The following is a 24,375-nucleotide window of genomic DNA, read 5'->3' as shown; positions in this document are numbered from 1 at the left end:
AATCCACGCACCCATGAAGGGTGCGACAGCAAAAGGACGTTTTTATAGTCTCTTTTGCGCGTATCGATGGGGATATTTCCCCACTGATACAGTTTGTTCTTACTAAATTAGGGATCTAATCAATTTTTTCTATCGTAATCGAGATTTTTGGCGGCTAATACGATGTTCACTATATCTTCGCACTGTCAATCTGTGCCTTTCTCCGGTTCTGATGCACGGGTTTCGTCATAGGGTTATATGTGACGTCATATTAGCCGACCATGGTCAAAATCCCCGTTTTCTCTCTAGAATCCCTTACTGGATTTTTTCACCTTCCTGATAGACTTCAATGTTGAGGCCTTCGATATTTTTCAAGGCGCTGTCATCGATGACGTAGTCGTCAAAGGAATGGGCTGCTGTACCGCTTTCTTTTAAGTTAGCCGTGACGCTGTGATGGACACGAGCTGACGAGGCGTTGCCCGTTTTATTATTATGGCGAACCCAATAGAATTTCGTCATTTCAATGCTGCCTTCCGGCCGAGCTGAGGATGCATCGTTTTCAAATAAGGTGACCAAGGCTTCTTTTACCTTTTCCGCATCGTCTTCACTAAAGCCCGTTTTTTCAGCCAACTGGACGTTGATGCTGCCGACGACTTTATAGACGCCGAAGTCGACGCGATGCTTCATCCCCATCGTATCGGAGCCTTTTATATCTCCCGGTTCAGTGTTAACGCTCTTAGTAATCTGCATACTGGTAATGATAATAGGATTTAAACTAATAGCCGTATGAATGGATACAGGCCCGCGCACACCGACGGAAACAGAGTCAATGCCACCACCTTTTTTCAGCGCAAAAACCTGACCGAAAGCACGGACATCGGTCCAAATTTTGCAGGCTTCTTCGGCAATCATTTTATTCCGTCCGGCATCTTTTTCTTTCATCGCCAAAGGTTTCTTCATAGCTTCTTCACCGGCGACTCTTGATCGAATACTGTCATATCCGTCGTCACAACGTTCGTTGGACTGAACCAAAATTCGTTCACCCATGTCCTGCAAGCGGTTGCGAATCTTGCGCTTAAGGCAGACGTCAGAAATTTCGCCGTAGCCGTCGTAATCACTGCGCGGCTGGTTACCGTTCAAAGGATCCCCGTTGGGATTGGCATGGTCTACGGTGATAAAGCCGATAAAATCAATTTTATTTGCTAATGTCGTCATGATAATTCCTCCCTATTACGCTTCATCTGATTGATCAGCTGAATCTGATTCCCCAGATTGACTATTTTTTGAGTCTGTATAATCTTGACTTTCCTGTTGGATAACGACCTGTTGACTATAGAATCCAAGCAGGAAGCGACTTCCCAAGGGTGCGTCGGAGACAAAATCTTCTTCCTGAAAAAGATCCGTTATCCGGGCCAACAGCTCAAGTTCTTTCGAGCCATGTTTTTCTTTCTGTTTTTGCATGTATGGAAGCAGGCGATTGTGAATGGTCATCCACGTCTTCGCCGGCCGCATGGAAAATACCTCCATGTACTTCATGGCGTTCGTAAGCCGCGAATACTTGTCCTTCCCCTTAAAAGTGGACCGTTCTATTTGGTCGGCTACGGCCAAAAGTCTTCCAAAGAGATAATCACGATTGCAGTTTTTTTCATCAAGTGCCACTTTATATTCTTCCTCCTTTGAATGAGTTCCATTCCATCGATTACAAATGACGGTACAAGCCGGTTCTACAATACCATGTCTCCACGGATAGTACTTATTGCCGGATGCAGTATTGGCCATCGTGACGACGCGCCGCACAATGCATCGTTCCATGTCGATGGGTAAGGGCCGTCCTTGTACGATACAATTGAAAATGCGTTCGAGCTCCATCTTCATTTTCGTATCACTGACATTTTCGCCATAGCAGGCCTTAATGAGGGTTCGTGGCGAAGGTACCCCCACATAGCCGAGGATTCTTTTTTTAGATTTACGGCTAATTTTATCCTTTTTTTCTTTATTATCCGTAACCTCTTTATGCTGAATCCAGCGGCCCGATTTATGCCATTTTTCAATACGCCGAATAAAATCCCTTCCCGAAAACTCATCGTAATAACAAATGGATAGTCGCCCTGATGTAATCGCATCGAGAACGATAACGTTCGCTTTCGCATTCGGATCTTTTTCAAAATTATGGTAATATCCCTTAATAGCACGGTCAAAGCTTTCTACCCATTGCGTTAATGTCTGCGGCTGTGTAATTTCTAAAGGAGTACTCCATTCATCACCAATAACATCGTTCGTAGCCGACAAAATATCGGGAAGCGGCGTTGAACTACTCCAAGCCAAAAAGACGCGGCCCTCACAATCATGACCTTGGTTGCGAATAAGCCAGGCCAAGGCATTGGTAGCTTTTTGCAAGGTTTCATGGCCGAGAGACAAACATTCATGCGCGTTTTTAAAACGACCGCGAAAGGTAAGTCCCTTAGTATCATTGGATGAAATGAGCTTAGACTTGTCCTTTGGCGAACGGATTCTCTTGCCTTGTTTGCCCGCAGGACGCATCATTTTTCCCGTTGCGTAACAAAGCTCCAAATCTTTAGAAAATTCATGCTTAAAAAAGGCTATATATTGCCGCTGCAAGTCCTGATCCTTCCATAAATCAGGTTCATTATCACCGGGGATATGGATGACTCGAAACCGAACTAAGGCTTTTAAAATGTCGTCACTTACCGCAGAAAAGATATCCGGTTTAGGTCGGTCTTTATAAGGCCATTTTTGCATGATGTTGCCCTTATCATCACGGTAGAGGACGGGCGGATTGGCCCTGCACAGGTCATCGATGATATCATGCTGCGTAACGTATTTATACACCGCTTCTACCTTAGGGATACTATAAGGAGAATGGACCCACTTGCCTAAGAGCTCTACATAGAGTGAGTAAGGGCTTCGTCCTTTTTTATCCCGTTCTTCTCGATATAAGTCACCGTCACGGGCAATATAAATTAATTTGTCATGCAGCGGATGTGGGGCCAAGTTCGACGTCCTCACTTCCGAAGCCGGGGTACAGGGAAGGAGGGTTGACTGTTCTGCTTTGGGAAGGACGCTGGCATGACTAAAGTTACCCTCACCGTCGATGGTCACTTCGATTTGGGCTTTCTGTACGACATGACAGATTGGCATTAAAACAGCCTTACTCCCCTCTATATTCTCTTTTCCCACCAAGTCTTCATGGGCATCGTAGGTTTTAACTAACTCCATAATCCAGCTCATGGCAAGTCTCCTTCCAGCACCGCCGCTTCTCGTCCACGGAGCAGATATCGTCCGGTGTAAAGACTTTGGCTTTCACCTTGTGAATATTCCGCACGAGGGTGCAGGCTTCCGGGCGAATAAAGCGAATGACGCCGTGATTCATGACAGGCTGCCAAAAACGGACCTGCATCATGTCTCGCCCCGTTTCATCAGGATAGTTAAAGCCATGGAACATCGTTCCCAAGGGAATAGCCGGAGTATCATCATAAACACCGGGAGCTTCACCATAGTCAACGGGCTCTACATAGCCCTGACATTCTCGCGTACCTAAGAAAATATCACGGCGGCCGCCTCGTTCGACCATTCGTTTGGCAATCTTATAGTGCTTATTTTCATTGCGGTCACAGGCAAGTTCCGGTCGATGAAGGTTGAACTCAAAATGAGCCTTCACTTCATAGCAAACGTCGCTCAAATACTTATAAATAGACAACGTATTCATTTTCTTATTATAGCCCTTTGGTTTTACCCCGCGAGACTGGGTACGAATCTCCTTCATGACCCGCATTTCATCGATGTACCAGATGATCGTCGGTTTCCAATAAATACCTTCAACGATTCCTTTCAAAGCCTGGTAGGTTGGCACAGAATAGGATGATTTTTCGCCGCCTATACGGGTAATGGGATCGGAAAATAACGCCATTCTTCCGTATACTTTAAAGGTTATTTCATTTCGCAAAATATCCCCTCCTTAATAATTACAAAATGGATTTGCTTGTTCTTCTAATTTGAGACCGATGGCCGAATCATAATACTTTTCCCGCAAGGCCAATGGTCCTTGCAGAGTCTGGAAAATAGCACCCATTCGCTGAAGCTGTTCCAGTTCATAGGAAAAGACATTGACCGTATATGGCTGAACCTTCTTGAACAGTTTCAAGAGTTCCTTCGGATTTTCAACGGAACCATTTAAGGCCTTAATGAAATCTTTCCCCTCCTCATAAGGAACGATGACGCCGATGGTTTCCGAGTCGATGACCGAAAAGGCATTGCCTGCATCCCAAAAAGCATGACGATAGGAAAGGTACTTGCTTATTTCTATCTTGTCTCGTTCCCCACAGGCCTGATATCCGATATCATTCGCTGAAATAAGTTCTAACATGGTATACTTCCTCGGCGGCAACTCATAAGATTTCTTGAGATCTCCTCGATCGTTGTAATACTTCATAAAGTAGGCATCCAAATTATCTGGTTTTAGAATGTCCTGGATATCGATATTATGAAGCAAATCCTTGGCCATTTTGATGCCGATTTGGATGTCGGGCAGTTTATCGAGATTTTCCCTTTCCATCTGAAAGATCTTGACTAGGCCTGATTCCATTTCACCATGACGGTTACAGCGGCCTGCCGCCTGGGCCAGAGAATCAAGGCCGGCCAGAGCACGGTATATCGTCGTGAAGGACACGTCGACACCGGCTTCAATCAGCTGCGTCGAGATACAGATGAGCCTGCGCTTCGATGTTCCGCTATGAAAGGCCGCCAAGGCCTCCTTCATGCGTTTAATTTTATCCATTCGATGGGCCGGACACATTTTGGTGCTCAAGTGAATCACCTCGACTTTGTCTTCGCTGTTGGCAGCCAGATTCTTTACAGCCGTATAGATGTCGCGAGCCTGGCGAGTCAAATTGACGATGCAGAGGACACTGCCCGATTCCACCGCATCTTTCAGCAGCAAGGGTGCCAGCGTTTCAGCCGTATGCAAGGTATCTTTCAAATACTCGAATTTTACTCGCTGAAAAGCCTCATAAACAGCCTTTAGATCATCCATTATTTCCCCATCAGACTCAATGCAATGCATCTTCATGTTATCTAATCGGGGCTGCGTCGCCGTGCAAAGAACGGCCGTGACGCCGGCAAAGTGCTTTAAGAAATTCATAGCCAGATTAAACATATAGGTGCATTTAACGGGTAAGGTCTGAATTTCATCGAATATGATGATACTGTCGGTCAATGCCTGAAGCCGGCGGGTCGATTGGCAGCTTCCTTCAAATAAAGTCTCAAGGAAATGAACTTGGGTCGTAAAAATAACCGGCGTGTCCCAGCGTTCGGTCAATAACTTCCGCCATTCCCGCTCTTCCTCACTCATGTCTTCCTTGGGCAATACGTTGGAATGGTGCTCCAACACGGCCGCATCAAGCTGGAATACGTCACGGATTTCCTTGGCATTTTGATCGATAATCGACGTATAAGGAATGACGACGATGATTCGCTTTTTATGGTACTTTTGGGCCTGAGCTAACGCAAAGCGCATACTAGCAAAATTCTTGCCGCTCCCCGTCGGTACCGACAAGGTGTAGATGCCCGGTTTCTCCGTTCCAAAGTGTTGGCAGGCATCACTGATTTTTTGCCGTTCCAAGGCAATGGCCCGGGCCTTACCATCTACCGGCAGGACAAAGGAGTGAAGCTTATCTTCCAATTTCCCGGAAAAGAGATTCCACAGCTTATCGTAATCCCAATTCTGCGTCAAAGAGGAGTTCCCTTCGAACTCTGCCGAATCCAATCGATCAGCATCGACTAACCAGCTAAAAAGCAGCCTTTCGACCATGCCCCAATAAAACCAATATTTTTGGCGGTTTTCACGATTTTTAGACGGACAGCATTTATTAATGCGGTCCTGGAATTCTTCGACTTCGGCAACGGCTTTATGGAAGAGATCATCCAACTCCGTCGATGACAGGACCGATTCAAAAAAGTAATCCTCTTCCTCTTTCGTTGCAACGCCTTCTTTTTGAAGACGCCGTACATAATCCGATTCGCCGCGCTCACTCAAAAAGTTCGCCAATCCGCCGTGATGAGACATAACGGAAAGATCGATTAGATTGATCGTCTTCCTTTTCATCTCCTCATTTAGACTGCCATAACGCTTCCATAAAAACTTGGCTCCTCCTGTCGAATGATCGATTTTGCCACGATCACGAACTGCTGTTTCAGCATCGGCAATTATGTCTCGAATATATACCTGAAAAGGCTTTTGCCCCTCAATCCACTGACTGCGGCTCTTAGAAAAATCATGCAAGAGGCCGGTCAACTTCGCCAAGGCGCCCAAGCCCCAAGGTGTTGCGGCAACTTCCATCTTCTCAGCCACGTTCACTAAGTGATTCCTCAAAGCCTGTACCACAACCTTGCCGTCCTTATCTCTTCGAAAATGCGCTATAATCGTCATAAAAGCTCCTAGCAATACGACGTCAGGCCGGTCTATGCCTCAATCTAAGCCATATACCGGTTCACGATGCGGCTTCCTGACAAGAAACAATCGACATTCATATATCTCTAAAACTCATTATACTCCTAAACGATATTTACTACAAAGCATGTAGATTAGAATTAAATAAAAATTAATGAAAGCATACCTCCCTTCTCTAAAGTAATTTCAATGAATGATGTAAAATCCCACATCCGATTTACGATGAGAATAAATTGACATGTCATGTATCCTTTGAGCCCATTATAGTGCTTCGTTATTTCTCAAATCATAACGTAATATCGAGGGCCGCCTCGGGAAACAACGCATACAAAAAAACGCCGCGAGTCCTCTAAACTCACGGCGTTCCTATCCTTTAATAGACTTCGTTATCTTTTCGTTTCGTCACCGTCGGATGGCTGTCGATAATGATCTGGCGGCGCAGGCAAGTGGCATCGTGGTCGTTGATGATGCCGCAGGCTTGGAGGTGGGAGTAAATAGTGACACCGCCGACATACTTAAAACCGCGCTTCTTCATATCTTTGCTGATTCGTTCCGACAAGCCGTTGCGGACCGGAATCGCTCCCTTGGCATGACCTTGATAGAGAATCGTTTTTCCGCCGGTGAAGCTCCAGAAGTAGTCGCACAAGCTTCCGAATTCGTCGCGCAGTTTCTGACAGCAACGGGCATTGTTGATGACAGTCTGTATCTTCCGGGGCGAGCGGATCATGCCGTCGGTATTTAGGATGCGTTCCACATCGGCGTCGTCGTAAGCTGCCACCTTATCGTAATCAAAGTTGTCGAAACACTGCCGGAAAATATCCCGCTTGCGCAAAACGATCAGCCAACTGAGGCCGCACTGCAGGTTTTCCAAGGTCAAATGCTCAAACATCTGCCGATCATCGTGAACGGGAACGCCCCATTCGTTGTCATGATACGTCGTATTGAGCGGATCCGTATTGGCCCATTCACAATATCCCATCTTTTTCTCCCCTTTCTTAACCCGAAAGGCAGCCCTCTCTTCTCGGTCCTCATCAAATCAAAGGCTTAGCGCCATGATAGTCCTTGAAACAGAGGCGGCAGTCCTGACGAACCCGTTAGCAAACACATGTTTCCATATCCTAATTATACCATCGAAGGAAGTTCCTCGCTACCGATAAGGGATGCGCCCTCGAAAGAGAATTTCCCATTGATTCTTTCCCAAACTTTTGCTATAATCAGTTCAACTTCATATGTAATGGTACTGACTGCTGCCGAGTAGTCAGAGTGCGCCGTGTTCCTCATCGTCAGGTCTTAGCAGATGAGGACGCGGCGCCTTTTTAGTTTTTAGGAGGAAACAATGAAAACATTCTTTTACAAGGAACCTTATGAGGAAAATGGAAAAACGGTCTTAGAGGTCAATCTCTTCCCGGACAAATACTGCAACTTTAACTGCATCTTCTGCCCGGTCAGCCGAAAGTTGACCCACATACAAACAGAGGAAACCGTCCATTTGGACGACATGGCCCCGGCCATGGGCGACTTACAGCAACGGCTCCGTGACATACGTCCCGACTTAGTCTTTATTAACTCCCTGGGAGAAGCCCTGCTCTTACCGGAACTCGAACAGATCATCCATACCATCCACGAAGCCGGAATTCCCGTACGCCTCCTCTCCAACGGCTACCTCTATGGAAATCCGGAATACGCCAGACTGGCCGGTCACTGTGAAGAAGTCATTGGCGAACTGAAAATGGCTCACGAAGCAGCCTTTCAAAAGGCACAGCGCCCCCTTCCGGGCTACACCCTTCATCAGCATATAAACAACATGGTCCGATTCCGAAAAAACTACAGCGGCCGCTTCCATCTGGAGATCACCATCGTCAAAGGCTACAGTGACGATGCGGACTCTCTCGAAATTTTCCACAAGGCCGTCCAATCCATAACGCCTGACGAACTTCACGTCGTAACCCTGGAGCCTCCCTTCGATAAAGTGTTGGCCATCGCTCCGGAAAGGCTCGAAGAGATTACGCGTTTTCTGCAAGAACCTTTGAACTTCTAATTTCGGTGAAGCTCAGACGCCCTTAGCGAACCGCCCTGCAAGGTCAGCCCCCTCCCAAAAGAAAAGCCGCAAGTCCACAGACCCGCGGCTTTCATCCTCGTTTTAGAATAATTGTTTCAATCCCTTTTTCCAGCAACGAATCAAATAATAGATGCTTAATAATAATACGTCCCGTTGAGGCGATAGGACCAGCCTAACCGATTCATGCCGTATTCAAAAATCTTGTTGGGAGCCATGAGCACCGTCGTATGATTTCCCGACATGGTATTGGTCCGATACCGCCACATGTCCGTCTTATACTGAGAAAAACGCCAAGTCACGACCTCACCCAACCTGCCGTTTTGAACTCTTTTTACAGAGACAGAAAACCATTTCCCGGTCGCACTCGTCCCATAGGTTAAGGTATCATCCATGACATAGACGTCTACATTCTCCGATGCCATATGGTTGACCCAAACGTCGGCAGCCCCGGCAGAACCGGTGCCGGCAAAGAAGCACATACATCCCACACAACAAATCAATAACGTCTTCCACAACCGTTTCACGACCTCATCTCCTTTGTGAATAGAATCGCCTGTCAATCATACATATAGCAGCGCCTTAATAGTAATGCGTGCCGTCACTCGAATAGGACCATCCCAACTGCTTCATCCCATATTCAAAGATTTTATTAGGCACCAGGACGCCCGTACGACGGCTGCCGGCCATGGTGCTCGTGTAATATTGCCACACCGTATCGGCCTTAAAGAACCGCCAAGTCACCACTTTGTCCAACTTGCCATTTTGAACCCGTTTGACAGCTACGGCAAACCACGGTCCCTGTGAATCGGTTCCGGAAGCTAAGATATCATCCATGACATACAAATCCACATTTTCCGAAGCCCAATGATCGACCCAAACGTCGGCAGCCTTCGAAGGACCGGCGCAGCCGAAGAGGACCAGATATATCAACAAAAAGACTGCCAATGCCTTAGCCAACTTTCTCACCCGCTTCATCCCCTTTACTAAAAATAACGCTCTATCCTCATAGCAATAGGCCATCGCAGTACACGTCATGATAGAGAGTATCGAACGATAGAACAACTAATTGAGCAGCCATCTGACTGGTAGCAAATACGAAAAACCCCCTCCATTCGATTCTATATACTTCCGATTATACAAAGCCATCGTGACAAAACCGTCTCTATTCATAGAATTCATGTTCAAAAGGCCCTGTACTGCCGACGTTTTTCCCCCTTTCCGCGTCCGTTCCGGTCACAATGAATTCTCTATTTTTTAGTCATCTGACTATATCTGCGATTTATAGCTATTTTCATTATAACAAAATAAAGGCAACTTTGTTATACTGTTTTATACAAAAAAGATGCTCGATCTATGCTCCCGACGGCCGATGCCTGCACCCGTATCCACGATGTGCCATCGGCAGCGGAATCATTGCCATAAACCCCCTTCTGCCTCACCGGATTTGCAGCACAAAAAGACATATCGCGCCTTTCTTTTAGCTCAGCTTCTGCCAAGGGCCAAAAGGGGTTCGATATGTCTTTTTCTTTTATGATTGAAAGGAGTTCGCCTATGGCTGGGAATCTTCTTTTACAACGGGGATATACACCCGCTTTAAAGGAATCATCTGTTGATACTTTTCACTCAAATCCGGATAGTATTTCAAAATCAAATCGACCAGCTCGTTTCCATTGATGCCGCGAATGATGGGCGTGCTGTCCAGATACTTTTGGGCATTCCGGGTATAGTTAGATAAGGTTACAAAAAGGCCGTAGTCCCCTTCCCGCATGGCGCCTTTCAAGGATTGGATGGCCGCTTCCCTTATGTCGCCGTCCTGGCTTTTAACCTGCACCAGAATCCGAGGCGGCAACTCATCTTTATAAGCCGTAATGTCGATTCCGCTGTCTCCGCCATGGGCCGACACGATGGTACGATACCCCATGGCCCGTAAGAGGTCAGCCACAAAGTCCTCTAAACCATATCCTTTGAGATGCTTGCTCAATTCCTTCAAAATGAAATCTCTCGTCGCCTCTACAATATCCGCTGCCGTAGCCCCCACACTGTCATCTTCCTCATCCCCGATGGCTTCCGTGTGTTTCTCGAATCCCTGATCAAGGGCAGAAAGATACTCGTCGGCATAATTTTTCACCAAAAAGAAGGTCAGGGCAGAACCGATTTCATACAGCGCACCTTGAGAGAAGAAAGTCCGGGGAAGATGCTTCAACCATGTCACCTTACGCTGCTGGCCATACGATGCATCGCCCGGATGAAACTCATATTCCCCTTCAATGATGCCGATATTAATCCGGCGATCGATTTTGGACGGGAATACCACGTAATCGCCGATTCCGACCTCGTGGACAAATCGATAGAGCATACCGGCATGGGTTGAAATCCGGCCCTTGCGGGCATCGGGATAAACGGCTGCGTACTTTTCCTTGAAAGCATCGCGATTGGCTTCGAGCTGACTCAAATCACCCATATCCTCCCAACCAATGGCAATGACATGGCGCTGCAAAAATAAATTATCATCCGTTGTATGAATCCCCCATACCCTTTTTTCTTCATGAGACATATCCTTATACCGCCTTATATCGTGTTTTGAATAATGCATTTTCAACTTAAATTTAATTATATCACGAATGAGGCAGCAAAGTCCCTCAAAAAAGGCACCTTCATCACAATCCGATGCCTTATGGCCTTTTCACACCCAAAAGTTACATTTCTGCTAAGGCCTGCCGTACAATTTCCTGCAAGTCTTCATCGCCCTTGCCGTCCATAGCCGCTTTTTTATACCATTTTATGGCTTGTTCCCGATCTTGTTCGACGCCGGTACCGTAACGGTAACAGTTTCCCAAATAGCACATGGCTTCGGCACTGCCAATTTCCCGATTCGCTGCTTTTCGAAACCATTCGACAGCTTTTCGATAATCTTGTTCAACACCATTGCCAAAGTAATAGCACCTTCCTAAATCACACTGTGCATCGTCATCTCCTTGATCAGCTGCTTTTTGGTACCACGCTGCGGCTTTGCTGTAATCTTGTGCGACGCCTTTTCCTTCATAATAGCAGTCCCCTAACTGATACTGCGCACTGGCATGGCCTTGGTCGGCTGATTTTTGGAACCATGAAAAGGCCTGATACTCATCTCCATCCCATGATGCTTCTCCTCCCAAATTGTATTGTGCCATGGAATCTCCCAGTTCAACGGCTTCCCGATACCATTTCTGATGCCATATTGCACCGCCCCAGTCCCGCTGGTTCTCATACACGCTGCGGAAAACCTCCCCGACATCGTCTCGCCACAATACAAATTCAGCAACCACCTCGACCGTATGGAGCTTCAGAAAAAGGGTGAGCTGCTTTGGCGAACGAGAAATCTTTTTTACCATATCACGGTTACAGGGAAGATGAACCCGAGAATTGACAACCCCGGTCTTAGTCAATCCTACATCTTTCAAAATCGTTTCTGCATAATCATCTTTTGCACAAAAGCAAAAGGGCCGAATAAAAAACGGCAGCCTCTCCGCCTCGGCATCATAGTCTGCAAGTACCGCCGTCACCCTACCAAAGGGCAGGAAGGGCATCTGACGGATTCTTTCTTCATAAGCGACCTCCGTTTCATACGGGAATGGCTCCCAACAGATGGGCTGTACAGCGATCAACTCGTCGCCATGCTTCAGATACACCTTACTGTAATCACAACAGACCTCATCCTCATGAATCCTTAACTTTGCCACCAACTCCCCGTCGATGACCGTGTCATCGGTCACGCCGGTCACGTAAAAAGCTTGGACAGGCGAAAATCGGATATCCGGATTACGATCGATATGGTACCTCAAAAAACAGCTGTCCGTATACCCGTCGCCTTTACGGGGATCAAGAACAGCACAGCCAATATACACAGGCTCCATAGCCGTAATCCGCTGCCGGAAGGCACTCGGCGTTTCAAAGCCCCGGCGAGACAGGGGCTGCACCTGCTGTACCTCTTTTTCGGTGTCCCCGGACAGTCTTCCACCTTGAGTCAAATAGCGGCTCACGGCGGGGACATCAGCGGGCCAAAAGTCTTCCGTCCTGTAGGATTTTCCCTTATACAGCCCATAGGCTGTGGTCAGGATCAATAACCGTTCCAAACACAGTTGCACATCCCCATCCTCCCGGCCATAAGACTCGACCATACGACGAACCTCATGGAAATGGCGGCTTAAGCCTTGATCCACGAGCTTTTTTTCTTCTAATTCATTGATGCCCTCAAACAAATTCAAATAGGCAGCCCCTAAATCACGAATCATCCATCTCATAGCCAGGCTCATCTCCTCCATGGCCTCCTTAGCCTCGGAAGCCTCCTCGGCCCAGACGCAGAGATCATACAATTGAGGAAAATCCTGCTCCAAAAAACAAAATCTCGATACCGTCATCTCCCTTACCTCCCAATAGTGTGATGTCTAATTTTCATCGGTGCTGTAATTCCTATTATATCGCGCAGTCATGACAGAATATGTCATCGTCCGCAATAATGATGTTGGCCTTATACAAATTTTTCCTGTTGCCCAGTCAAACCCATCCTATACAAAAAAAGACTCGCCCATTGAAAAACCGACATCCTAAAGTTAGATTTTTAGGTCCAACTTTAAGGGGGGGCGGTTCACAAAAGGCAAGTCCCTTTTACGCTCCAGCCGCCATTTAGAAATGGCAATAGGCTAGGTTTCATTCATAGCCGTATTCGGCTGTTATCTATCTTGATTTAAGCCGCACCGTTTTCGACGGTTGTCTTATCGGATACGCCGGAAAGTGATTCATATTCTGCCGTCGGGAAACCGTACCAGATCACGTCATGGTTATCGTGTGGGCTGATGGCGATATGGGCAAAGGTACTGTCCGGGGCAGCGCCGTGCCAATGGACGACACCGGGCGGGCAGTAAACGACGTCTCCGGGATGAAGGACTTCTACCTTACCGCCTTGTATTTGATGGTAGCCGACGCCGTCGGTGGCGATCAAGATTTGCCCGGTCTTATGGCTATGCCAACGGTTATAGGTTCCCTTAGGAAAGACGACATACGTCCATTCCGGAGAACCCGCAGCGTTCGGCTTTGTCAGTACCTTCCCCAAATAGACGGGGTGATTGAAATTCGGTGACGCATAGGGCTCCGGTGAATAAGGGAACAGAAAGGCGTCATCTCTTTTTTCGGCAACCTTCGTCTTGCCCGTATCGGAAAAATGGATATTTTCATATTCCTCAGGGCTCAGCGGTCCCGTATGGACGGCAGCGGCATCCTTCGGAGCCTGCCAGTTCTTATCGTAGATGACGATCTGCTGGAAGGCCGAGTCTTCAACCGCGCCGTGAAAATGGCTGACACCGGCGGGAATCTCGACGACGTCACCGGGGTTGATACGAACGGCATCTTTTCCCCATTCCTGATAAATTCCTTGACCTGCGACACCGATGACGGTCATAGCCCCATGGGCATGCCAGCCGCTGTAGCTTCCCGGCTCGAAGGTAATGACATTGGTCTGAGGAACCTGATAGACAGCATCAGCCTCGATTAAATCATTCCGATGAACGGTCCCGACAAAGCGGTCAGAAATATCCTTCCCTACGGGAAAAGGCATCTTTTGATGTTCGGCCGCATCGATGGTCATAACCGGCAACAGGGACGACAGCATCACCATAAAAAACAAAATCCATCTTGCCATCTCTCTTCACCTCTTTTTTTAAATAGTCACTTTTCTCCCGCCTTCTTAGGCACGCCTGTCCGACAGGATTCTTTCTAACTTATAAGGAAGCGGCCAGGTCCCCCGCTTCTTTCGCATTCTTGGCCATGCCCACATAAGTCAGGCCGTATAAGGCGGCAAAGCGTTTCATCGTGAACTCGCCCGCTTCGAGCATCCACGTTTCCGGCGCAGCTCCCTGGAAGATGAAGAAGAGTTTTTTCCCGGATAAGCTCCCTTGGGAAACCTTCCCGTAAAAACGGTCCAGTACATTTCGTACGGAGCCGCAGATATTATGCCAGTACACCGGCGATCCGACGACGAGGACATCGGCCGCTTCAATCTTTTCGAGAACGGTGTCCAACTGGTCTCCGGGCAGGTCCTGTCCATAGGCATTGATCCGGTAATCGACGAGGTTCAGCGTTGCATAGGTCTGATTTTTAAGGAGTTCCGCAGCCATCTTGGCCGTATTTCCATTTTTATTGGGGCTTCCGTTGATAAATAAAATACTCATGATGCTTCCTTTCTGACAGCCAAAGGCTGTCATCCAAATCATAAAATAATCTTTCAATCTTTCATCTGCCGCTGCCAAAAAGAAACGGCTCGATGGATCCATCCTTCGGCAACGGACCCTTCTCCGAGGCCAAAGCCATGGGGCAGCCCCGGGAAAATTTCAATGTCGGCATCGGTTCCATGGGCCCGAATGCCTTCGATCCGTCGTTTCATGGTGCCATACCAGGCAATGCCGTCGGCCGTCCCGACGCAGTTATACGTAGGCGGCTCCCTTCCGGTGACATCGGACAATCCGGTATACTCCATGATGACCGCCGCCGGCTGAGGGTATGGTCTTTCGCCAAAGGCTCCCGTCCCATACGTACCGACCCAGGCCGCCATCCGAGCGCCTGCCGAACCGCCCCAGAGGGAATAATCGCTGACATCGATATTTAGTTCTCTTGCATGGTCATGGATAAAGGCAATGGCCCGGGACAAATCTTCACAGGCCGTTTGGGCACCGACGCGATAGATGAGGGCAAAGGCGTTGTAACCGTCCTTGGCAAGCTCCTGGGCATGAGGAAAACTGTCATGCATGGCACCGACATAGACAAACCCGCCGCCGGCGCTGAGAATGGCAGTCTTGCCCTGAGGCTTGCCGCGGAAGAAAAATAACCCCGTATCCTTCTTTTTCGGATCGGCAGCCTTTTCCGCCGGACTGTAAATATCGTAAAAAACCGTCTCCCCGGCAAGGACCCTTTCTTTCAGCTCATTGACGAGGCTCACCGTCCGCTCCGGCTTTATATAGCTGTACCAAAGAAAGGCTTTTCCCAAATCCTTCAACGTCATCTGCGGCGGCAGCGCCAGATCTACGGGAAACAGCAGGCGGCCGAAGCCGGAAAATGCCTCATCCTGGATGACATCGCGGATGGTTGAATCCAACGAAAAGGCCCCGGTTGTCCTCTTAATCATCTTCGAAAATCGTCTCCTTTCTCATGGTATCCCCGGATACGGCGCTCAAAGAAGGTCATTCGCACTTTTTTTAGGCCCTGCCCGTATCAAGGGATATCCAAAAAATAAACCGTCAAACGCCATGACAAGGCGTAATCCCCCTAGGCCGAAAAGCCCTAAACCGATACCGGCAGGGCTTTTCATACCCAGTTGAACTGGTTACAACGTATGGGCTTACGCTTACAGACGCTTCCCGTAGAAATCAGCCAGTTTATTGACAGCTTCATCGACGTATTCCGGAACCCAATAGGTCCGAATATGGCTGGCGCCTTTGATGAGGAACAATTCCTTATCGTTCGTACCGCTGGCTTTGGCAAAGGCATCTTCCGTCATGTAGAGGGTGTCGGCCTTATCGCCGGCCATCATCAACAGAGGCTGATCGATGAGATCCATCCGATCTTCGACGTCAAAGGCCATGAGCTTCATGAGCGATTCCGTCGTGTAGCTTCCCGTCGCATTGGGATGGCGATGGGTCAGACCATAGTATTCGATACCGTCATGGTAGAGGGTATTTTCCGGAAGTTCTGCCATCTTAGCCCGAAGATCGTCATCGGTAGCGTTAGGAGGCAGGAACCCTTCATAGACGATCTCGCCGGAAAGTTCTTTTTCCCGGGCATCGGCCGCTTTTTGAAGGCGAGCCGGAATCCCTGCCATATCGGCATCGTGGAAGCCATTGCGGCGTACCCGGCCGGAGTTAAACATGGACAAGGTGGCTACAGCCTTGATGCGCTTATCCGTCTGGGCTGCTGCCAGCGTATAACCACCGCCGCCGCAGATACCGAGGGCGGCAATGCGAGCTCGATCGACTTTATTCAGCGTAGAAAGGTAATCGACCATGCCGCTCACGTCTTCGATACGGTTCGACGGGTAATCGCGAAGGCGCGGTGTCCCGCCGCTGGCTCCCTGATAGCGAGCATCGGCAGCGACCGTGATATAGCCGAGTTCAGCCAAGCGCTGGGCGTACAGGCCGGCTACCTGTTCCTTCGTCCCGCCGTTGGGATGCGCCACGGTAATGGCGGCATACTTCTTATCGCTCTTTTCGTCATAATCGGCCGGCAAATAGAGGTTGGCAGACACTTTGATACCATCCACTTCATATTCGACAGGGCGGATATTCACCTTGCCCGGTTCATTCTTTTCAATGGCATTGCCGTAGACGAGGCCAAAGGGATTCCCATTCGGCGAAGCGGCGGCTGCCGTATTTCCATTCATACTCATCATCATCAAACCTCCCATCAAAAATAGACTCCATATTTTTTTCTTGATACTTTGGTTCACGATAACCAACCTTTCAGATTTATACGTTTTGTATGAGAAGTAGCTTGTATCGCTCTTCTTGAAACAAGGATATCAACCGGTAGTAACTACCTGTCAAGCGTTTTTTTGAAAAAAGTTTTCCATTTCGATGACGATGGGTCCCTGCCGGGGCATTAAATATCTCTTGGGCTTTCGATATCTATGGGAATCACGATCATTTTCAGCCTTCAAAAACGACGTCCGATGCGAAAAGTCCGTCATGATCCGAAAAAGCACCGCCTTTCATGATTCGCTTAGAGAAGACCTTCTCCGGTGTCGCTGATATGCCGCAGTCCCGATTTTCTTTCACCGTCTCGCTGAAGATGGGGTTTGTATTCCGGTTCGCCCCGCAACACACCTTCAACGTAGGCCTCAAAGGTCGGATAGCCATGGTACTTATCTTCCTTTCGTTTGCCGCGCATGGGTCGTCCGTTGCTGTTTTTTAGAATAGCGGCAATATAGTTTATATTATTGACCTCGTTTTCGTGAGCCATCTCAATGGCCGTACAAGTGGGCTCACTGCCCCACATGTTTTCCAAGGTGATCAATCGATGAGCAAAATCGCCCTGCATGGGCCCAAATAGGTTCTGATACGTCCGGACCGAGGCGTAGCCCGTCACGGCCTTCGGCGTCGTCACCGCTTCGCCTGTAAGCCGTTCCGGTTCTGTTTGAGACACTTCCCCTTCATCCGTAGAAGGAATTTCTCCCAGCGGCATGTCACCCGCCTTTTCGGCTACGACAGCTTCTTCGACGAGCTCATCGATGGGCAGGGCAACCGGTTCTTCGTCCAGAGTATCCGAATGGTCTTCACCGGAAGGTTCAGCGATGAGACTTTCTTCTTGAAAACTCTCTTGTTGAGCTTCTTCCTCTTGAGTCAGGCGCTGCCTCTCCCGATAGCGGCGAACCCGTTCAGAGGTCTGCTCCCTTCGCCTCTCGTCACGATGAAAGCTTTGCAGCTCATCCCAAATGACGATACGGATCATGCCCTTTTCGTCGCGTTCGATGAGGTCGACTTGCTCGAGTGCCCGCAGTCCGTTTTCAATAAACGGCTGGCGGCGGTGCAGGCTCTTAGCAATGAGCTGCGTCGTAAGGGGCTCGTTTTCAGATACATAGATCCGGCCTTCGTCATTGACCATGCCGGCCATATCCTTTAAGAAGAACCATAAGACGATATACGAATCGCCGTTGGGAAGATTCATCAAATAAAGGATACGGGGATCTAAAAAGAGTCCTACTTTCGTTTTCAGCCATTGTAACTTGTTCATTGCCAACACCTCATTTTCGTTTTAGGGATTGTCCTTCGAAATTACCCCTCTACTCTTATAAGAGAAAAATAAATCGAAATGCGGCACAATTTTTCGCCAAAATGCCAATTTTCATTTTATCTTTTCTCGAAAATACATGGATTCTCAAAAATAGAGATTGTTTTCCCATGAATTTATTCTTGACTATAAGGAGTTTTCTACGAAACACCTAAAGTTTTCTGAACTTTTAGAAATTTACAAATTAATACATTCGTCCATTCTACACACACAGTTTCAGCCAAAAAATCCGGCAAGACCGTCCCCCGTTCCAAACCTTCGTTTTCTGTCATCGTACCCTTTCATTTCCGGCACATCCTGTATCACCTTAGACAGGCCATTTGAAATTTCCCCTCTACTATACTAATACAAAAAAAATGCCAATCGTCTAAAGTTTTTTTCAAACTTTTTCCAAAAAGGCCCCATTTTCTCATTTTCATTTTTCGTATTTTCCCTTATTTCAGTTGATTATATCCATTTCTGACTCAATACATGCTAAATGCTAAGGCTGACATTCATATACTTAACGTTTTCTGAACTTTCAAAAATTTGCAAATTAATACATTTGTCCACACTGAACATACAACTTCCGGCAAAAAGAGACAAACCCATCGAATCGGATAAAGGAAATATCTTACCCGATTTTCTCCCCTGCCTGACTCAAAATCAGGGGTGCAAAAATTTATAAAATTAAAAAAATATCATGTTTCCCTTATGCGTTCTCATCGCCCTTTCATCTTTTCTTATATCTTGTCTTGTATCTTGTCTGTTCTATATCTTATCTCCCTTCTTTTCTTATCTCTTCTTATCTTCTCTTTCTGTAACGCGTTACACCTCGTCGAAAAAGAGAACAACAAAACGTCCTTACATCGCAGTATAAGGCCATTTAAGAGCATTGCATCCGATTGGCAAATCACCTTATTACGCCCTTATTCTTTCCATATAAAAAACAGAAAGACTTGAGTAAGTTCATCTTTATCGATCTGAATACAACAAAAAGCCGATACAAAACATCCTAGACAGATGCCTGTACCGGCTTTTCTCATACACTCTCTTTTTCAAAGCTTTGATATTTCTTGTACCCGAATCGTTAAGAATCGTACAGGGGTATGAATCACCACTACGGATTTGATGTGGATAAATCTCTTGACTGGTGTTACGTACGTCGAGATTCAGGCATTACAAAAAATATGTGACAGTTCCCATCAGAAAACAATACAGAAAAAGGCCCACCGTCGTTATGACGATGAGCCATTTTCTCATAGATTCATGTATGCCTTATTTTTGACGAGAGACCAAACATAAAATTCCTGCCGGGAGTTCGTCTCTTTATTTGTCCTTCTTATCTCCCGTGTATTCGATGACGATGATGGCTCCCTTATTTTCCATTTCGGTAATGGGCTTGCCATCTTTCCCCATCGCATTGCCTCCGTTATCCGTAGCCACGTAGATTTTTGTCGTATCCGGGCTTACGAGGACGTTGCGGTAACGGTTATTGGTCTTGAACATTTTTTCTACATCGCCCTGGACCTGTTCTTTCTTGCCGTCGAGTTTCACCCGATAGATGGCGCCGCTCTTAAGGGTCGTAATGAGCAGGGAATTCCGCCATTCTTTAATTTTCCCGTTGTCCGGATAGTAGGCCACGCTGGAAGGCGCGATGGTCGGCCAGCCTATATAGTAAAGCGGTGCATAGGTGTCATCGGCAAAATTATATCCATTGCGGACGACGTTAAAGGATTTGAGCGGATCTTTGAGATTCGGAGCATCAAAGTCTGTTTCCTTCTGAGTGGGAACGCCTGCGGGGATGTTGTTGGGATCGAATTTTTCCTGTAATTCTTTGGGAGCCTTGGAATAGTTGGCATAGACATAGGATTCATTATCCCGATAGCCTGCCACATAAGGCCAGCCATAGTTTCCGCCTTTTTCGATGAGGTTCAGCTCATCATCCGTAGACGGGCCATGCTCTGTCGCAAAGAGCTTATCGCCAACAAAGGCGAGGCCCTGTGTATTGCGGAATCCATAGGCATATACATGACTGCGGACACCGTTTAATACGGGGTTGTCATCGGGAATGGAGCCGTCTTTATTGAGACGCAACACTTTGCCCGGATAGAGGCTGTAATCTTTAGCAGCAACCTGCTCTGCCGTCGGCAGCATCTGCGCCTGGATTTCCTTGTCTACGTGAGATCCCTGATTATACCCTTGGTCACCGATGGTATAGTACAGCTTGCCGTCCGGTCCAAAACGGAGACGACCGGAGTTATGGTCAACGCTGGCCGGCAGGTTATCGAGGATAGCCGTTTCATCACGGAGGGTCTCGGTCTTAGGATCATAGGTCATGCGGACAATACGGGCATGCTTTTCACCATTGACTTCATAGGTATAGGCCGTGTAGACATAGTTATTACCCTTCAGGAACTGAGGATCTAATGCCAGCCCCAGAACCCCTTGATGAGGCGGCGCTGCCACGGCATTTTTGAAGGTATACAGCACCGTATGCTTACCCGTTTTCGGGTCAACCTTAGAAATCGATTTCGACTGCCGTTCCGTTACCCACAACGAATCGTCCGGTCCCCAAAGGACTTCCCAGGGAGAACCAAGGCCATCGACAAGGACAGTAGCCTTGAAGGGCTCGGCAATATTTACCTTGTCTCCATGAGCTGCCTCAGCCACATTAAAACCTGCTGCCGCGGTAATGGCAAGGCTGCAAAGTACTGCTGCTGCTAATTTTTTCATAACGAATCTCCTTTCAAATGAAATTTGTATACTTAGCTATCGCTAGTCAGATATATCCGACTAGCGGTATCTACATTCCAAACAGCATCCAATTTCACAGCTTTGGGTACATTATATACTGCTGAATGGTTATTATTTTGCAATTCAGTATTATAATCAATCCGTTATCATATTACTGATTATACTAAAAAACTATCCACAGAGCAATTATTTGGCTTAATTACTTACGCAAAGTCGCCAGTTCGCCTTCATCCACTACCTCAGAGGTGGATAATTTCCAGCGGATTACGTTAAAATTTCCCCACAACCATGTTACATTAACCCCTTGCAGAATTTATAAAATTTTGCATATAAAAAGGCTCCCAATCATCTATTTCACGATAGTGACTGAGAGCCTCGCTTCATGACATTAAACGGGGATGTATCCGCTTATGTACTCACAAATCCATTTCCATTTTGACTTCCATGACAGGAGTTCCCTTTGTACTCCACTCGGTGTTTTCAACGGATTCAACCGTATGAAAGCCCATTTTTTCTGATGCTCTCCCCTTTTCAAATTCCGAATGAGGCTCAATCACTCGATCCTTACTTTTCCCTTGTAATGAGCGCCACGGCTTCAACATGGTGAGTCCGTGGGAACATGTCGACGGGCTGTACTTTTTGTGTATGGTAGCCGTGATTGTTTAGGTAAGCCAGGTCGCGAGCCAATGTCGCCGGGTTACACGAGACGTAGACGACGCGCTTTGGTTTGCTGTTGGCGATGGCTTTTAAGACCGGTTCGCCGCAGCCGGCACGGGGCGGGTCTAAGACGATGACGTCAGGCCGGACGCCGTTACGGATGAGTTCGGGCAGTTTATAGATGGCGTCGCCCAAGATGAATTGGGCGTTGCCGACTTTATTGTCCTTGGCATTGCGGACAGCGTCACGGATGGCGGAGTCTACGATTTCGATGCCGTAGACTTGTTTGGCCTTCTGAGCTAAGAACAGGGTGATCGTCCCCGTGCCGCAGTAGACGTCGGCAACGATTTCCCCGCCTTTCAAATCGGCAAAGTCGAGGGCCGTTTCATAAAGGCGCTGGGCCTGTTCGCTATTGACCTGGAAGAAGGACTGGGCCGAGATATGGAAGGTCAGTGAACCGATGGAGTCGTGAATGGTGCCGCTGCCGTAAATGGTCCTGGTCTTATTTCCTAAGATGACGTTGGTATGGCGTTTGTTGACGTTTTGGACAACGCTCTTAAGGCCCGGCACGTCGCGGCGCAGGTATTGGACCAAATCTTTCATATGGGGGACCATGTCGGAAGCCGTTACCAGGCAGACCATGACTTCTCCCGTATGGACGCCGACGCGGCCCATGATGTGACGGACGATGCCCGTCCGTGCGTCTTCGTCGTAGGCCGGAATCTTGAAATCTTTCATCCATTGACGGACGACGGCGGCGATGACGTTATTGGCTTCTTTTTGAATGGCACAGTTTTCAACGTCGATGACTTCATGTGTCGAGGCTGCAAAGCAGCCGATGGCGACGTTTCGCTTACCCGCCGCGGCTACGGGAAACTGCATCTTATTGCGGTAGTTCCACGGTGTCTTGGCGCCGAGGACGGGCAGGATGTCGACGCCCTGCAAGTGACCGATGCGTTCCATGGCGTCTTTTACCTGCTGCCGTTTTTCCTTCAGCTCGCCTTCATAGCTGAGGTGCTGGAGCTGACAGCCGCCGCAGCGTTCATAGACCGGACAGGGCGGCTTTTCCCGATCCGGCGACGGAGTCAGGATTTGTTCTAAGGCCGCCGAGGCGTAGGTTTTCTTAACCATCGTCACCCGGGCCCGCACCGTTTCACCGGGCAGGGCATAGGGCACGAAGACCGTAAAGCCTTCATAGCGGCCAATGCCTTCGCCGCTCGTTCCCAGGCCGGCAATGGACAATTCATAGGTTTTCCCCTTCTGCACAGGGATTTGCCGTGTTTCTTTCATGAGGTTCCTTTCTTGGCAAAGGGGCCTTGTACGCTTCTAAAAAACGATACAAGGCCTTTTCTCTGCCCTTTATAAGATGATGTCGCTGACGACAGGTTCCTGAACAGCGGCCTGTTCGTCGGTCACGATGATATGGTCGGCGGCGCGCTGAGCGAGGGCCATCATATCGTCGCCTTTCTTTCCGTACAAGGTGAATAAGGCTTCGCCGGGCCGTACGGGATCGTAGAGTTCCTTAAAGAGACGGATACCGACCATGGGCTCGATGGCGTCTTCCTTCCGGGCCCGACCAGCGCCCATTTCCATGGCGATTTCGCCGAGAGCCCTCCCATCGATGCGTGTGATATATCCGCCGTCGGTACTGACTGCCGTAAAGACCTGTTCCGCCTTGGTAAGGGGGCGCTTGCCGATCCACGACGTACTGCCCCCTTGGGCCTTGATGCATTCTTTAAACTTAGACAGGCCTTTTCCGGAAGCGATCAGTTCGCGGATCATAGCCCGTCCCTGGGCTTCATCGGCTGCTTTTTGGCCGACGATGAGCATCTGAGCACCCAGGGCTTCGACGACTTCCATGAGACGCCGCCCGCCTTTACCGGACAAGGCTTCGACGGCTTCGTCGACTTCGAGGGCATTGCCGATGGCCGTCCCCAAGGGCGCCGACATAGACGTAATGACAGCCCGCGTCGGACGACCGGCGAGGCGGCCGATGCTGACCATGATTTTGGCCAGTTCCTGGGCCCGTTCTTTGGTCTTCATGAAAGCCCCGTCGCCGTATTTGACGTCGAGGACAATGGCATCGGCGCCGGAGGCGATTTTCTTGCTCATGATGGAGCTGGCAATGAGGGGGATGCTTTCGACGGTTGCCGTCGCATCGCGCAGGGCATATAGCAATTTATCAGCCGCTGCGATTTCACCGGACTGGGTAATGAGGGAAATGCCGACGCGGCGCACTTGGTCTAAAAACTTTTCTTCCGGCAGGACGACGTGAAAACCGGGAATCGATTCCAGTTTATCTGCCGTACCGCCCGTAAAGCCCAATCCCCGGCCGCTCATCTTGGCGACGGGTACGCCGGCGGCAGCCACCAAAGGCGCGACGATAAGGGTCGTCGTATCGGCAATGCCGCCGGTGCTGTGTTTATCGACCTTGATACCGGGGATGGATGACAGATTGACAATGTCACCGGATTTCGCCATGGCCAGGGTCAATTCCGTCGTTTCTTCGTCGGTCATGCCTTGAAGATAAATGGCCATGAGCCAAGCTGCCGCCTGGTAGTCGGCAATGCGGCCGGCCGTGTAGTCGGCAATGAAGCGGCGGATTTCGTCAGCCGTTAATACCTGGCCGTCTCGTTTATGGGCGATGCAGTCCATAGGCCACATAGGA

General features: G+C 48.5%; 18 protein-coding genes and 1 CRISPR repeat array (1 of these 19 only partly in view). Of the genes, 1 reads left to right on the top strand and 17 read right to left on the bottom strand.

The genetic code is table 11. The annotated features are described in order from the left end of the window. Positions 1-27: a CRISPR direct-repeat array (repeat unit 32 nt); it reaches 1,063 nt to the left of the window's first position. A gap of 267 nt (positions 28-294) precedes the next feature. From cas7c to UCI88_RS07190, 5 genes are all read right to left on the bottom strand, one after another. Further along, positions 295-1,194, bottom strand: a complete 900-nt coding sequence (gene cas7c / locus UCI88_RS07210; protein ID WP_256179280.1) for a type I-C CRISPR-associated protein Cas7/Csd2 — start codon at positions 1,192-1,194, stop codon at positions 295-297. A 15-nt stretch (positions 1,195-1,209) separates the two neighbouring features. Further along, positions 1,210-3,228, bottom strand: coding sequence for a type I-C CRISPR-associated protein Cas8c/Csd1 (gene cas8c / locus UCI88_RS07205; protein ID WP_256179281.1), 2,019 nt, complete (start codon positions 3,226-3,228; stop codon positions 1,210-1,212). Then, entirely contained in the window at positions 3,203-3,943 is a 741-nt protein-coding gene (cas5c, locus tag UCI88_RS07200; RefSeq protein ID WP_256179282.1) for a type I-C CRISPR-associated protein Cas5c, read from the bottom strand. Before cas5c ends, cas8c begins: the two co-directional genes overlap by 26 nt. Before the next feature lie 12 nt (positions 3,944-3,955). Continuing rightward, positions 3,956-6,424 carry a CRISPR-associated helicase Cas3' gene (gene cas3 / locus UCI88_RS07195; protein WP_256179283.1) on the bottom strand — a complete coding sequence of 823 codons (2,469 nt, stop codon included), beginning with the start codon at positions 6,422-6,424 and terminating at the stop codon, positions 3,956-3,958. Between the two features lie 394 nt (positions 6,425-6,818). Then, complete coding sequence (locus UCI88_RS07190; RefSeq protein WP_256179284.1) at positions 6,819-7,424, bottom strand: DNA-3-methyladenine glycosylase I; 606 nt, start codon at positions 7,422-7,424, stop codon at positions 6,819-6,821. Between the two features lie 357 nt (positions 7,425-7,781). Between UCI88_RS07190 and UCI88_RS07185 the strand changes: the two genes are divergently transcribed. Further along, the gene (locus tag UCI88_RS07185) at positions 7,782-8,483 is read left to right on the top strand and encodes a radical SAM protein (protein WP_044503653.1); all 702 of its coding nucleotides are present in this window, start codon (positions 7,782-7,784) and stop codon (positions 8,481-8,483) included. A gap of 155 nt (positions 8,484-8,638) precedes the next feature. Here UCI88_RS07185 and UCI88_RS07180 read toward each other — a convergent pair whose 3' ends face one another. The 12 genes from UCI88_RS07180 to UCI88_RS07125 all read right to left on the bottom strand — a co-directional run bounded on the left by UCI88_RS07180 (position 8,639) and on the right by UCI88_RS07125 (position 24,371). Further along, positions 8,639-9,028 carry a hypothetical protein gene (locus UCI88_RS07180; protein WP_256179285.1) on the bottom strand — a complete coding sequence of 130 codons (390 nt, stop codon included), beginning with the start codon at positions 9,026-9,028 and terminating at the stop codon, positions 8,639-8,641. A 55-nt stretch (positions 9,029-9,083) separates the two neighbouring features. Next, complete coding sequence (locus UCI88_RS07175; RefSeq protein ID WP_044503651.1) at positions 9,084-9,479, bottom strand: hypothetical protein; 396 nt, start codon at positions 9,477-9,479, stop codon at positions 9,084-9,086. A gap of 574 nt (positions 9,480-10,053) precedes the next feature. Next, positions 10,054-11,058 (bottom strand): restriction endonuclease, encoded by a 1,005-nt coding sequence (locus UCI88_RS07170; RefSeq protein WP_044503650.1) that lies wholly within the window; start codon positions 11,056-11,058, stop codon positions 10,054-10,056. Between the two features lie 142 nt (positions 11,059-11,200). Further along, complete coding sequence (locus UCI88_RS07165) at positions 11,201-12,901, bottom strand: tetratricopeptide repeat protein (protein ID WP_256179286.1); 1,701 nt, start codon at positions 12,899-12,901, stop codon at positions 11,201-11,203. Positions 12,902-13,227: 326 nt separating this feature from the next. Beyond that, on the bottom strand, positions 13,228-14,178 hold the full coding sequence (locus tag UCI88_RS07160) for a cupin domain-containing protein (RefSeq protein WP_256179287.1): 951 nt from the start codon (positions 14,176-14,178) through the stop codon (positions 13,228-13,230). Between the two features lie 79 nt (positions 14,179-14,257). Then, positions 14,258-14,749 (bottom strand): flavodoxin family protein, encoded by a 492-nt coding sequence (locus UCI88_RS07155; protein WP_330024159.1) that lies wholly within the window; start codon positions 14,747-14,749, stop codon positions 14,258-14,260. 11 nt (positions 14,750-14,760) lie between these two features. After that, a complete protein-coding gene (locus tag UCI88_RS07150) occupies positions 14,761-15,657 on the bottom strand; it encodes an alpha/beta hydrolase (protein WP_256179289.1) in 897 nt (298 codons plus the stop codon). Between the two features lie 219 nt (positions 15,658-15,876). Further along, a complete protein-coding gene (locus tag UCI88_RS07145) occupies positions 15,877-16,920 on the bottom strand; it encodes an alpha/beta hydrolase (protein ID WP_256179290.1) in 1,044 nt (347 codons plus the stop codon). Between the two features lie 326 nt (positions 16,921-17,246). After that, positions 17,247-18,257 (bottom strand): phage replisome organizer N-terminal domain-containing protein, encoded by a 1,011-nt coding sequence (locus UCI88_RS07140; protein WP_256179291.1) that lies wholly within the window; start codon positions 18,255-18,257, stop codon positions 17,247-17,249. Between the two features lie 1,365 nt (positions 18,258-19,622). Further along, positions 19,623-21,029: a glucose/sorbosone family PQQ-dependent dehydrogenase gene (locus tag UCI88_RS07135; RefSeq protein ID WP_256179292.1), complete on the bottom strand. Its 1,407-nt coding sequence runs from the start codon at positions 21,027-21,029 to the stop codon at positions 19,623-19,625. A 585-nt stretch (positions 21,030-21,614) separates the two neighbouring features. Continuing rightward, positions 21,615-22,997 carry a 23S rRNA (uracil(1939)-C(5))-methyltransferase RlmD gene (rlmD, locus tag UCI88_RS07130; RefSeq protein ID WP_256179293.1) on the bottom strand — a complete coding sequence of 461 codons (1,383 nt, stop codon included), beginning with the start codon at positions 22,995-22,997 and terminating at the stop codon, positions 21,615-21,617. Between the two features lie 69 nt (positions 22,998-23,066). Next, complete coding sequence (locus UCI88_RS07125) at positions 23,067-24,371, bottom strand: thymidine phosphorylase (protein ID WP_256179294.1); 1,305 nt, start codon at positions 24,369-24,371, stop codon at positions 23,067-23,069. Positions 24,372-24,375 lie beyond the last annotated feature (4 nt).

Source organism: Megasphaera massiliensis (assembly GCF_036305205.1).
In the GTDB taxonomy this organism is placed as follows: domain Bacteria; phylum Bacillota; class Negativicutes; order Veillonellales; family Megasphaeraceae; genus Megasphaera; species Megasphaera massiliensis.
Note: the sequence above shows the minus strand (reverse complement) of the source record. Positions and strands in the feature narration are given on the sequence as shown.